This window comes from Streptacidiphilus anmyonensis, from assembly GCF_000787855.1.
GTDB classification, from domain to species: domain Bacteria; phylum Actinomycetota; class Actinomycetes; order Streptomycetales; family Streptomycetaceae; genus Streptacidiphilus; species Streptacidiphilus anmyonensis.
Genome location: NZ_BBPQ01000070.1, coordinates 15,344 through 27,685 on the forward strand (window position 1 = coordinate 15,344; position 12,342 = coordinate 27,685).

The 12,342-nt window shown below is 68.6% G+C and carries 10 protein-coding genes; 6 read left to right on the top strand and 4 right to left on the bottom strand.

The genetic code is table 11. The features are described from left to right. A partial coding sequence (locus TR50_RS35175; protein ID WP_084701513.1) for a WS/DGAT domain-containing protein occupies positions 1 to 910 on the top strand: 910 nt, incomplete at its 5' end. Between the two features lie 138 nt (positions 911 to 1,048). On the opposite strand, the gene TR50_RS35180 is transcribed toward TR50_RS35175, so the two are convergent. Both TR50_RS35180 and TR50_RS35185 read right to left on the bottom strand, forming a co-directional pair. Beyond that, the gene (locus TR50_RS35180) at positions 1,049 to 2,488 is read right to left on the bottom strand and encodes an MFS transporter (RefSeq protein WP_052441701.1); all 1,440 of its coding nucleotides are present in this window, start codon (positions 2,486 to 2,488) and stop codon (positions 1,049 to 1,051) included. Between the two features lie 513 nt (positions 2,489 to 3,001). Beyond that, on the bottom strand, positions 3,002 to 3,505 hold the full coding sequence (locus TR50_RS35185) for an IPT/TIG domain-containing protein (RefSeq protein WP_052441702.1): 504 nt from the start codon (positions 3,503 to 3,505) through the stop codon (positions 3,002 to 3,004). Positions 3,506 to 4,938: 1,433 nt separating this feature from the next. Between TR50_RS35185 and TR50_RS47265 the strand changes: the two genes are divergently transcribed. Then, a complete protein-coding gene (locus TR50_RS47265) occupies positions 4,939 to 5,388 on the top strand; it encodes an ATP-binding protein (protein ID WP_160311239.1) in 450 nt (149 codons plus the stop codon). Between the two features lie 236 nt (positions 5,389 to 5,624). Here the strand turns inward: TR50_RS47265 and TR50_RS46135 are convergent, their stop codons facing one another. Further along, entirely contained in the window at positions 5,625 to 6,197 is a 573-nt protein-coding gene (locus TR50_RS46135; RefSeq protein ID WP_152648809.1) for a hypothetical protein, read from the bottom strand. A 1,090-nt stretch (positions 6,198 to 7,287) separates the two neighbouring features. Between TR50_RS46135 and TR50_RS35200 the strand changes: the two genes are divergently transcribed. Continuing rightward, positions 7,288 to 7,569, top strand: coding sequence for a hypothetical protein (locus TR50_RS35200; RefSeq protein ID WP_152648810.1), 282 nt, complete (start codon positions 7,288 to 7,290; stop codon positions 7,567 to 7,569). 420 nt (positions 7,570 to 7,989) lie between these two features. Beyond that, complete coding sequence (locus TR50_RS43255) at positions 7,990 to 8,688, top strand: DUF2637 domain-containing protein (protein ID WP_160311240.1); 699 nt, start codon at positions 7,990 to 7,992, stop codon at positions 8,686 to 8,688. Between the two features lie 481 nt (positions 8,689 to 9,169). Here the strand turns inward: TR50_RS43255 and TR50_RS44910 are convergent, their stop codons facing one another. Further along, positions 9,170 to 9,688: an Ig-like domain-containing protein gene (locus TR50_RS44910; protein WP_084701519.1), complete on the bottom strand. Its 519-nt coding sequence runs from the start codon at positions 9,686 to 9,688 to the stop codon at positions 9,170 to 9,172. Positions 9,689 to 11,009: 1,321 nt separating this feature from the next. Here TR50_RS44910 and TR50_RS35215 point away from each other — a divergent pair. Beyond that, positions 11,010 to 11,753: an IPT/TIG domain-containing protein gene (locus TR50_RS35215; RefSeq protein WP_042431839.1), complete on the top strand. Its 744-nt coding sequence runs from the start codon at positions 11,010 to 11,012 to the stop codon at positions 11,751 to 11,753. A gap of 159 nt (positions 11,754 to 11,912) precedes the next feature. After that, a partial coding sequence (locus TR50_RS35220; protein ID WP_042431841.1) for an IPT/TIG domain-containing protein occupies positions 11,913 to 12,342 on the top strand: 430 nt, incomplete at its 3' end.

Here is a 12,342-nt window from a genome sequence, read left to right on the forward strand (position 1 = left end):
CCAACCCCGGCACGCGGACCCCGCCGACGCCGCACCTCCCAGCGCTCGCCCACGTCCGCCCGCTCCCGGCAGCTCAGCGCGCCCGCCCACCGCACGACCGCTCCTGGACACGCTCACCGGCCACGCCCACCGACTGCTCCAACAGGCTTTGATCGCCGCCGACGTCACCGCCACCGCCCTGGCAGCCGCCCTGCACCCCGGCCCCCGCCCCCTGCACACACCGCCCACCAGCCGCTGCCGCCTGGCCCTGCCCGTCCTCGCCTTGGACGACGTCGACCGCATCCGCAAGGAGCACGGTGGCACCGTCAACGACATCCTGCTCACCTTGATCACTGCGGCCCTGCGGACCTGGCTCACCGACCACGGCCACCACCTCGACCCCGGCACCACCCGGATCCTTGTCCCCGTCAGCACCCGCCACCGCACCCCAGGCGGCCCCAGCGGCAACCAGCTCTCCGGCTACCTCCTTGACCTGCCTGTGCACCAGCACGACCCCCTCACCCGACTTCGCACCGTCCAGGACACCATGCGCACACGCAAGGCCCGCGGGGCCAGGCAGGGCCCCGGTGCCGTCGCCCTGCTGGCCGACCTCATGCCCCCGCTGGCCACACGCCTGTCCGCCCCCCTCCTGCGCCACAGCGCCCCTCTGCTCTTCGACGCCCTGGTGACCAACGTGCCGGTCCCGGACCTCCCGCTCAGCCTGGGCGGCGCCCGGCTCACCGCCCTGCACCCCCTCGCGCCGCTGGCCCCCGGCCACACCCTGGCCATCGCCATGAGCACCTACCGCCGCTCCGTCCACCTGGGCATCCGCACCACCGGCCCCACGGACCCGGGCCACCTCGAGCGTGCACTTCACCACGCCCTCGCCCAACTCCTGCAGACGTGCGACCCCAGCCGACGGCCTTCCTGAACGGCGCCCGTCCCTCCGTCGGCCCCTCAGTCCATCCACGTCGGGTGCCGCCTCGGGCCCCCGGTGCCCCTGCTTCGGCCCAGACCAGTCGGAGGGCAACAGAGCTGACGGCATGTCAGAACGACGGGGCTTGGATGCTCACCGCGCGTCCTCCCCGCCCCGGGCCAGGGATGGAGCGTCGCTGCCCCGGGGGTCCGTGGGAGGGCGCAGGGCCCACACCGCAACGGGCGCCCCGGCAGCAACGAGGGCGGACGCGACACAAAGACCGGCGCGGTAGCCGCACAGGAAGGCACCCGCGGGCGCGGATCCCGCCGTCGCCGCGGCATGCTGAACGAACGTCACGATCGCGCCGACGAAGGCGATGCCGAACACTCCCGACGCCTCACGCGCGGCGCTGAACAACCCGGCGGCGATACCGGACAGATGACGGGGAGGCGATTCCAGCGCCCGAGCGGTGAGCGGGACGGCCAGGGCAGAGCCGAAACCGACGGCCGACAGGCCCGGCAGGATACGGACGAAGCTTCCGCTGGTGCTCCCCAGGGCCACCAGGAGCAGCCCCAGGGCGACCAGGAGCAGCCCCGTGCAGCAGACCCGCCCGCCCCCGAAGCGTCGCACCACGCGGGCGGTGAACGGCGCGACGGCCAGAACGGACAAGGCCACCGGCGTGAAGGCCAGGCCAGCCGACGTCGGACGCAGACCGAGGTTGTTCTGCAGGAACTGGGAGGTGAAGAAGTAGACACCAGTCACGCCCAGGCCCCACAGAAGCTGAGTGATGATCCCGCCGGCGAAGCATCGCTGACGCAACAGCACCCCCAGCGCGATACTGCGATGCAGCTTCAGTTCACACCCCAAGCCCGCGGCTGAGACCACAGCAGCCACCCCGCAGATCACGAAAGAAAAGCCGGTGAACCCGCTCTCGGGCCCCTCGATCAGGCCGTAGGTGACAGACGCCAGACACAGGCTTGCCAGCACGACGGCGCGGATCGACACCGTGGACAACAAGCTCTGGGGAGTGCGGGACCCACGGGCGCAGCGGGGAACCGCAAGCGCAATGACGAGCAGACTCGTGAGGCCCAAAGGTGTGTTCATGGCGAAGAGCCACGCCCAGCCCAGGTGCTGGGTCACGACACCGGAGAGCACCGGCCCGCAAGCCAGCGCTGTGGCCATGGTCGCGGTCGCGGCGCTGAAACCCGCATTTCGTGCGCGAGGCGGCAGATCGTGTGCCAGGACCGCCAGGGAAGCGGGAAGGACCAGTGCCGCGCCTGCTCCCTGCACCCCTCGGAAGGCGATGAGCGTTCCCGCCTGGGTTGCGGTGCTGCAGCCCGCCGACGCCGTGGTGAACAGGGCGACGCCGAGCAGCAGCGTCGCGCGTCGCCCGACGGAGTCAGCCAGGTGTCCGCCCAGCAGCAGAGCGCTGGCGAGCGTGAGCGGGTAAACGGCCGCCACCCACTTCAAATCAGCTCCGCCCAGGGCCAGTTCGGCGCGGATCTGGGGTAGGGCCATGGTGACGACAGTGCTGTCCAGTGACGTCATGAATGTGGGCACCAGGGCAGCCATGAGGATGGCGGCGATACGCATGCGATTCACGGAACCTGCTTCGGGCAGTGCAGCGGTGCACTCGGAACAGCGCTGGTTCTCGGTGACGCTGCTGCTTCTCCATCGTGCTTACCGAAGCTTCCCGTGATCTCGGACACTTGGTGTTGCGCGGAGGGGGTGTGTCGTTGTCGGGTTTCAAGCGGGGACAGGGCGGCCCCGGGGAACCCGGCCGCCGTGACAGGACCGGGTGGGCGGGAAGAAGCGGCTGTCGTTCCCCGTAGAGCAGTGGTGCCCACTCGTCCGGGTCCGGTTGCGGAAGGCGGTGACCTGCGCGTTCAGGTGTCGGGCCGTGGCGCGGACCTGAGACTTCGACGGTCGCGTGACGCTCAGGGACTCGGGCGGCCCGCCATTGGCTCCGGACGCGCAGGGCTCCGGTGGTGCCCCGGCACCACCGGAGCCCTGTGCTGCTGTTCGCGGGGCGTCCGTGGATCGTTTCGCGATTGCCCTCCGCGGGACGCCTGGCCCCGTACCGGTGCGGGACCGCCCGCGGTCGGCCTAGAGGTAGGTGTAGGCGGCGCCGTTGCTGGTGCCGGCCCCGGTGACGACCGTGACCTGCACCGTTCCGGATCCGGGCGGTGAGACGGCCGTGATGGCGCCGTCGCCGAGGACGGTGAAGTTGGTGGCCGGCGCCGTGCCGAAATTCACTGCGATGGCACCGGACAGGTGGCTGCCGGCGATGAGCACCGGGATGCCGCCCACGGCGAGGCCGATCGGCGGCACCAGTGCGAGGATCGTCGGCGGGAGGGCCTCCTGGTAGGTGTAGGTGGCCGGGTTGCTGGTGCCACCGCCGGTGATCACGGTGACCAGCACTGCTCCGGTGCCGGCGGGGACGGTTGCCGAGATGGCGCCGTCGAACAGGACCGTGAAGGCGGTTGCGGCCGTGGTGCCGAACATGACCTGCGTGGCACCGGTGAGGCCGGTGCCGGCGAGCAGGACGGTGTTCCCACCGGTCGTCGGTCCCTGCTGGGGAACGATCGCGAGCAGAATCGGAGAAGTCATTTCCTGTCCTCTTCCTGATTGCGCAGCGAATGCGGGCCGGCTCGCGCGTCGCTGCTGAACTGGCATCTAATTTCACGCTAGGTTTTGCTCACGGTGGATCGCAATGGTACGAACACGATCTGACGGACCATCAGCGGATGTGCGAGCGGCTGCGTGCGCCGTGAGAGCCGCTTTCACCGGGCGCGTAGATTTGTGCACGCGCCGTGCCGTGCAATCATCCGGCCGTCGATCCGAGGCGAAACGGGCTGGATTCCGTCAGGATGGCGCAAAACAAAGCCGCAAGTCAGCGCCCGGCGCTCGCTGATATTGGCCGCATCCTCTGGTTTGCAGAGCCCCATCATGGCCCCCATATGGGGCTGCGTCGTGGAATGCGCTCAGGTCACGTCAGTGCGCACATCCATGGTGGGCAATCAGCCGAGCGCCGGATCCATGTCGTACCATATTCTCGACCACAGCCGCTCCGGTGGGGATTTCCCACGTGGCCCCTGGGGCCCGTGACGCAATCTTGCGAGCCAGCGCAGGCCGACCGTCGCCGGTGACGACGATTGAACCGTTTGCGAGAGCGCAAGCGTCAAGCCACGAGCCGTGGACGATGAGTTGCCGACAACGCTCCGGCCGATCCCGCCACCGCAACCCGAGCGCTCCCCTCGGCCCCAGGCAAGTGTCCGACCGGCCCTGGTCGGGGCAGGCACGCTGCAGCGGCCAACGTCGCGTGGCCGATAGCGACAGAGCAACGGGCCGCATGCCGCTGGGGCCCAAGCCGACGGAAGGAACTCACCTCAGATCCAGACAGCCGAGATCGTGATGCGAGCTCGTGCGTCCATTCCTACGTTTACTGTCAAACCCGGACTGATTTCTTTGTTCGTGCGCCCCCACAGGTGCCTCGCGCTCCCCTGCGGGGTTACTTATGGCTCCGACCCGCCCTCGACTACGCTATTTGCACGGGCCAGCCGAGTTGGCTTTCCAGCTTCTTGGTACGAGGCAGGTGTGAGGATTATGTGTCGCTTGCTGATCATCCTTTGCCGGGCGGGTCACGAAGATTTCCTGAAGATCTTGGAGGTGCGGTCCGGCGGAACCGAAGAGCCGGTGAAGATATCTCCAGAAAACGGTCTCGAGCCCTTGCGTCCGCGCAGAATATGTCGACTTCAAGGGCGATCCGAGACCCGTCCACGGCTGGGCCTACCGCACGCACATCGCCGGGGAACGGCACTGCGCCGGCGGGACAAAGGGCCGTTGCGCAAGCACCCACTGTCAGCAGCCGCGAACTCCAGCGGATCCGACAATCCAATGGGCCCGGCCCGCACTTCGCGACCTGCCGCAGCCCGCATTTCGCCGAACCGCGCTCGACGCACCGGCCACGACAGCCCTGGACAGGAACCTTGAACACCGATCAGACCCCTGTCGCAGAGACGTTCGAGGGAGCGCGCGGATGCATGGTGGCATTCGCCCCCGAGCCCGAACGAGTGCGCTATACGCGGCGTGTGGTCACGACGATGCTCAGGCACTGGCGGCTTGAGCATCTGCGGGACACCGCCGAACTCGTGGCCAGTGAACTGGTGACCAACGCGATCCTGCACGCCCGCGACCAGCATCTGATCACTGTCACTGTCGAACGGGACGAACAGTGGCTGTCCATCGCGGTCAAGGACCGTTCCACGGACCTGCCCAGAACCGCACAGGCGCTTCCCGGCCACGAGAACGGGCGCGGCCTGCTGCTCGTCGAGCACTTCGCCGACTCCTGGCTGTGCGAGTCGCACTCCGACGGAACGAAGACTGTCTCATGTCGGCTATCCATTGCGTCGGCGGCGCCCAGGACGCCCTCTGTTCAGGGGGGCCGGTCGGCGCGGCCCGGTCCTTGGAAGATCTCCGAGGGGTCGTCGTAACTCCGGCCCGGCTTCCTGCGGACGGTCACCGAGGTGCCCCGGGGGCCTGGGCGTGAGCCCCCGGCCTGGCCGGGCCAGGGTCACGCGGGACAAGGTCGTGTTCGGCTCCGCCGGCCCGGCGAGCTGACCGGAGCCGAACACGACCTGTGGCTCGGGCGGCGAAAACCGTCACCCGAGCCACAGGTCGTGCCCAGCGCGGATATCCGTCGACCGGCCCGCGGCGCTGCAGCCGGACCTCAGTCCTGGGGACTGGTCGCGGCCCGGAGGTTGCGCCCGCGCAGGTCGTCGGCCTCGGCCTGAGCCGCCGGGGACAGCGGACGCGGCGCGGAGCCTGTCCGGCAGAGCGTGGAATCCTGGGGGACCGCGGGGCGGGGCCGCTCCAGGGCCATGTCCGTGCCCTTGGGCGCCACGACGAGTCCGGCTTCCGGTGGTGCCAGGGTGTAGCGGGCAATGCCCGCACCACCCGCCGTGGCGATCGACAGGTACGGCTCGTCCAGGCGCCAGCACACTTCCACGAGCGCGCCGCGGAGATCGACCGGCAGCTCGTAGGAGTTGCCGCGGAAGATGACCACGTTCTGGCTCGTCACGCTGCGGACGGTGCAGATCCGGGCGGGGAAGGGGAGAGCCGGCAGCTCACGCAGCCCAGCCCCCGGGGGCGGGTCCGCTCTGTGCGCGTCCGGTCTTCTCGGGTCGGGGCCGTCCATCCGCTCCGCGAGATGGTCCAAGCCGCGCTGCGCCGCACGGACGCAGACGTCGTCGCGCACCGAGCGCCACCAAAAGCGCAGGACCGACTGCAGATCCTGGCGCACCACTCCTTCCCGGCCCTCCTGGCGGGGACGGCAGTCGAGGGTGGCACCGTAGTAGTCGGCGACCCGGGAGAACTCTGGTGCTGCCCTCCCGGTAGTGGGGCAGCACACGGATGGCACCTGGTCGAACCGCCAGCACTGACTGGTACCGCCCAGCCTCCTCAGCGTTTTGTCGACGGCTTCCACGAGTTCTGGGAACTCCTGGTTCTCAGTGACCGCTGCCCGCCATCGTGAAGAGTCGGGGAGCGAGGCAGTCAGCACGTACACGCGGCTCCCGTAGTCCCATTGTGCGGGCGGGTCCGGAAACATCATCACGTTGAACCGAATCCCCTCTCCTGCCGACTGCGAAGCGGGTTTTCCGTCCTCGTGGGGGATTCGGCGGCAGTGTTTGCAGACTGGCCGGATGCGATGTTTGCGCAGCGCACGAGTGAAGGTCGAGTAGCCACCTGGGTAACCCAGTTCGACAACCTCGTTGAACAATGCTGCCGCCTTTATGTGTGGATCATCGAAAAGTCGCAGCCGACAATACTGCGAGAACATCGAAAAGTCATCACGAGGAGCATTCCGTACCCCGACTAGCCGTTCTCCGCTGAGATACGACCGCACAGTCTTGCGGTCACGCCCCAGATGTGAGGCGATCGCCGAAATTGACCATCCCTGGCTTTGCAGGGCGCACGCATCGAAGTACTCGTCCCTGGTGAGCACCCTGTCCCCCTCGTATTCAGTCCTCTCGAGCAAACGGCGAATGCTGCGTTTATGGCAGATGAGCGGAAAGCGTAGCACGGGCATCTGGCGGGCTGTGGAGCGAAACGATTCTCCTCCCGACTGATCCCTGATTATGGCGTGTCGCTCTGCATAATTCCCCAGGGTGGCGCGCCATCCTGGGGGGTGGCGCAGGGTGCCCGCACTGGGGAATTTCGCAGGGCAGAATCTGCGTGAATATGGAATGGCACTCGTTTGCGGTACATCACCGAGTGCGGGTACGCCGCGTTAAACGGGCATGAATCCAATGCAACTCTCGATGGAGCGGCTGCGCAGGACCGTTCGCGACCCGATCTGCCCCCTTGGAAGGTGGCTCTTCGTTCCTGATCGGATGAATGCGGTGGGAGACGTGCGGGTCGGCTACCTGTCCTGCAACGGCAAGCAGGTCGTGCTGCGGCACAGCTCGGACATCCTGGCCGACCTCGTGCGGACGATCCGTCAGCTTGAGCACGACTTCACCAGACGCCACCCCGGCGAACCCTCCGCGGGCGACATCGGCTCGCCGGTCGAGGTACAGGTCGGCGCTGACGCCAAGGCGCCGCACGCGCAGAGGCCGGCGCCTCTCCCGCGGCAGACCGCGACGGCCGCGAGCGCCAAGGGCGTCACAAGGTGATCCTCCTTGCGCTGCGGCGTCCCCGGGCCAGGCTCGGACTCGGACCTCGGCGAGGTCGCATGACCTGTCACCCGGGGCCCGGCGCAGCGCAGCCGCCCACCCCGGGCCTGCAGGCACCCCCACCAGCGGCCCGGGGACCATTGTTGCGGCTGTCCGCAGCAGCACAGATCCCCGCTGCTGATATGCCGTCAAACCGATGCCATGGCGTACCCGGCCGCGGTGAAAGACCGGCACGGTCGCATCGGCGACGATCAGTCGATCACTCGTCGCCACACCTGTGGATCGATGTCCGGTGCCACCGGTCCAGCGCCTAGAGCGACGGCGCCCAGCGCCTTCGCGCCAGAACGCCAACCAGCGAACACACCACTAGCAGATGAGGGTACGGAGCAGGCCATGTATGACCCAAGGGGAGACTTTCCCTTGCGCACGACCACCACGTGCAGCGCTGTGGAGGACGATTTGACGGTCGCGCCGCACGAGCCGTGCGACTTCGACTGGTACGACGCCAGAGCCGCCTATGGTGGGGCAGCATCCGCGCCGAGCTTCGAAATCCCCATGACATGGGACGCCGGCTTCATGCCGCCGCCCGCCAGTCCCCAGGGCAAGCCTGCAGCCGACCGCGTGGGCACCGGCACAAGTAACCCACCCTCCCGTGCGCGGCGCCGGGCGAGCTCGCCCTCACGGACGTGGCTCCAAGCCCTGGGCCCGCTGTTCGGGGCCCTGACTGTCGCGACGTTCACCACCGTGTGCCTGCTGGGCTGGATGCTCTCCTACGGTGCTCTCAGATACGCGGCGTCGTACCCGTTCTCCCAGGGGATGTCGGAACTGTGGCCCGCCATCGTCTACGGACCCTGGTTGGCGGGCTGCCTCTCGGTCCTGCGCGCCGCCGCGCACGGACAGCGGGTCACGCACTCCTGGGTCACCGTGATCCTTTTCTCCTGCTTCTCCATGGCGCTGAGCATCGCGGCCGTGCCCCGGACCGTGCCCGACATGCTGGTCGTCGGGCTGCCCGCGCTCAGCAGTGTGGTGTCTCTGCACCAAGTCGTGCGCCAGCTCGCCAGCAGCCGCAACGAGAAATTGTCAGGATCCCACCGAGCCGCTCGCCAGGCATTTCACTGAGGACCGCACCCACGTGCTGCCGGGCCGGCCAGGGTGATGACGTGGGGCCGGCGCCGGATGTGGACAGGGGGACTCCCTCCCGCCTGACGCGAATCCTCTGCACCGCCGCACGGCGCCCTGCGCTGGGCGAACAGGGCAGTGCGGGTCGGTGCCGCCGCACTGCCGGTGCCGGACACAGCAGCTGCGGGACCCGCCGCCCAGCGGAGGGCCGGCCACGTGCAGCGGGGCGACCGTACGGATGCTTCGCGCAGGACCATCGGGTGAGATCAGCCGTCCTGTCCTCGTCCGGCCTCTGGATGATCCGCGTTGAGACTTCCTGACAGACGCCACGCGGCGCCGAGGTCATTCCCGCCCGCCACGGGAATCACCCGCCGATCTCATGTGGTCGGACCTCCGGTGAGTGATCGTGGGTCGCGGCAGCGGGGCACGGGCGAGGCGACGGTTCCCCCTACTCTCCGCTTCCGGGTCTGTCAAACCACCGTCAGGAGTGGTGCTCCGACGCCCATCGACCCCCGTTGTAGATATTGACCTCGTTGTGGACATCGCCGACGTTGAAGTTGATCAGGCCGCCGCCGCAAGCGATCAGGCAGAGCCCGTTCGGCGGCGCTGGAGGTACCGGTGCCGCCGAGATCACGACCGTCGTTTCGGCGTTTGACGCGCTGCAGTTGTCGTTGCCGTTGTAGGCGGCCGTGATCGTGTGGGTACCGACGGTGGACAGGTTGGCCGTGTACACCGCAGCCCCGGCAGCGGTGACGGGCACGGTGGCCAGAATGTCTCCGCCGTCGAAGAACGTCACGCCAAGGCCCCCGCTGGGATCGCCTGAGCAGGTCACCGTCGCGGCCAGATCCACCGGTTGCCCGATAGACGCTGTCGAAGGCGACGCCTGGACCGCGGTCGTCGACTGCGCTGCCGCTGCCGCCGGCGAGGCAAACGCCACGACGGCGCTCAAGGCGGCGTACGGGACCAGATTCCAGGCCGCCCGCTCTTTCCAACGTGCCACTTTTTCGTCTCCTTGATCGTCCGCTGCGCGGATGAGAGATGTACGAACGATCAGCACAGTAACGCGCTAAATCGAGGTATTACTTGACGTACCGGCGCAAGTAGATCTATTTGGCCGCCGAGGTTCCTCCGGACGGGCGCCCTCGCGGCGTTGACCCGCGGCCGCCCTGGCCCAGGACCGCGCGATGCCCCGTGGCGCGCCACGAGGTGCCGTGAAATCGGGCCGGGCTGCGAGGGGCTCATCGAAGTACCTTGGAGGAAGCGGCTCTTCGCGCCGGCTCGGGTCGCTGCGCACGCAGACCTGTGCAGTCGGTCATCGGGCTTCGCTGATCGACGCCGGCTACGCCAAGAGCCGTCACCGACGGGCACGGTGATCCGCCTCAGCCGAAACGGCTCGCGCGTCGACAGGCACACGGCCGCGCCGTTCGTGCCGACGATCCGCGCCTGGCCACCGCGCTGTCACGGCCGTTGGCGCACGACCTGCCCACAGGGGGACGGCGGCGCGAACGGCGCGCCCGTCCTCATGCCCCGTGGCCCAGCCCCAGCCCCAGCCCCAGCCTGATTCGCACAGGAACGACGGCCTGCTCGCGCAATTTCCCCACCCGAAGAGAATTGACACACTGTCACTCATGTCGCGCCGCTTTAAATGATGCCCCCCGGCCCGCGCATGAAGGCTCCAGCGCCCGACAGGTCCGTGGCCAGGGCAGATCGGTTGACGAAGGATCGCGGGATCGCCACCGCACGGCGCACGATTCTCCCCGCGCGATTTCCTCGCGCTGCGCCAAAAGAGTGACTCAGCGTCAACGCCCTTGTGAAAGAGGCGACCCGAACGGGTTAATGTTTGCATCCGAACTGGTGGGCCGGCACCCATCCCTCGGGGGAGCGGCGGAGGCCTGGCCGCTGGCATCATGTCAGCGATCAAGCCCCGTGCCGCAATGGGCACCTTCGGAAGAGGAACCACCATCCGGTGCCGCGCCTCGACACCGGACGGTGCGGCGGACCCACCCCGTGTCCATGGGGGCGCCCTGCGCCCGACCCGTCTGCGGGTCACCATCCTGGACCAGGTTCGGCTGCCCCCGACCAACGCGCCCCTGCCCGCGGAGCAGCGGCGGGCGAGTCGGATGGGCCCGTCCCCGTGAACTGTTGCGCTCACCTGAACGAGCCCGGTCACCGCAGTCCCCCGGCACTCGACCGAACGCACCTTCCGGCACCTGGAAGTCGTCGTGGCCACGACGACTTCCAGCGAACGCAGCCAGGGTCGCCAAGCAGCACACCATCCCACCCCAGTTGCACGTCCGAAATACGGAAAGGGAGCACATCTCATGCCCATCTCTCCGAACCAGGGATCCACCGGCGGCGGAACCGTCGTGACCATCACCGGCGTCAACCTCGGCGGCGCCACCGCCGTGAAGTTCGGCACCAAGTCGGCCACCATCACCGCCAACACCCCCACCTCCGTCACCGTCACGTCCCCCTCGGGCAGCGGGACCGTCGGCGTGACCGTGACCACCCCGGGCGGGACCAGCAACCCGCTGTCGTTCTTCTACGTCGGCGCGCCGTTCAAGTCCGCCCTCAGCGACAGCTCCGGCACGCTCGCGGGCGGCAACACGGTCACCATCACTGGAACCGGCCTGTCCACCGCCACCAGCGTGGCCTTCGGCGCCAACACCGCGACCCCGACCGTGACGTCCGACAGCCTGATCAGCGTCATCGTTCCCGCAGGCACCGCTGCCGGCTCGGTCGGCGTGAGCGTCACCACCGCCGGCGGCACGAACAACGGCCTGTCCTACACCTACGTGGACGTCCCCACGGTCGCCACCGTCGTCCCCGACGAGGGCCCGACCTCCGGAGGTACGGCGGTGACCGTCACCGGCACCAGCCTCACCACCACCCAGTCGGTCACCGTGGGCGGCACCCTGGCGCCGTTCTCGGTCATCGACGACACCTCGCTGTCCGTCGTCACCCCGCCCGGGACCGCCGGTGCGGCCGACGTCGTGGTCACCACCACCGGCGGCTCCGCCACCGCCACGGGCGGCTTCACCTACGTCGCCGGCCCCGGCATCTGATCGACGCGCCTGAACCCGCCAGGCCACCGGGTTCAGGCCAGACCCCGCCGGGGCAGTGACAACCCCTCCACGATCTGCCCCGGCGGGCACATCCGCACCCACTCACACTGGGCCCCGGCCGCCCCGTCGGCCGGGCCCCACGTGCAAGGAGATAGATTCTTGAACAGCCCCCAGGCACCACACAATCTGGCCCCCTTGGTCGTCCCGACCCTCAGCGGTATCAGCCCCACCCAGGGCCCGAGCACCGGCGGCACGTCGGTCACCTTGACCGGCAGCCACTTCACCGGTGCCACGTCGGTGAAGTTCGGTGCCACCGCCGCGACTTCGTTCACCGTCGTCTCCGACAGCGTGATGACTGCCGTAGCCCCCGCGGGAAGCGGCACCGTCCAAGTCACCGTCACCACCCCCAGCGGCACCAGCAACAGCGCGGCCTACACCTACACCACCCCGGCCATTCCGACCCTCAGTACTGTCAGCCCCACCCAGGGCGCGACCACCGGTGGCACGTCGGTCACCTTGACCGGCAGCCACTTCACCGGTGCCACGTCGGTGAAGTTCGGTGCTACGGCGGCGACTTCGTTCACCGTCG

Coding starts and splice junctions, on each gene's coding strand:
- TR50_RS47265 (WP_160311239.1), top strand. CDS start 4,939: ATGGTGGCATTCGCCCCCGAGCCCGAACGAGTGCGCTATACGCGGCGT.
- TR50_RS35180 (WP_052441701.1), bottom strand. CDS start 2,488: ATGCGTATCGCCGCCATCCTCATGGCTGCCCTGGTGCCCACATTCATG.
- TR50_RS35185 (WP_052441702.1), bottom strand. CDS start 3,505: ATGACTTCTCCGATTCTGCTCGCGATCGTTCCCCAGCAGGGACCGACG.
- TR50_RS35215 (WP_042431839.1), top strand. CDS start 11,010: ATGCCCATCTCTCCGAACCAGGGATCCACCGGCGGCGGAACCGTCGTG.
- TR50_RS35200 (WP_152648810.1), top strand. CDS start 7,288: ATGAATGCGGTGGGAGACGTGCGGGTCGGCTACCTGTCCTGCAACGGC.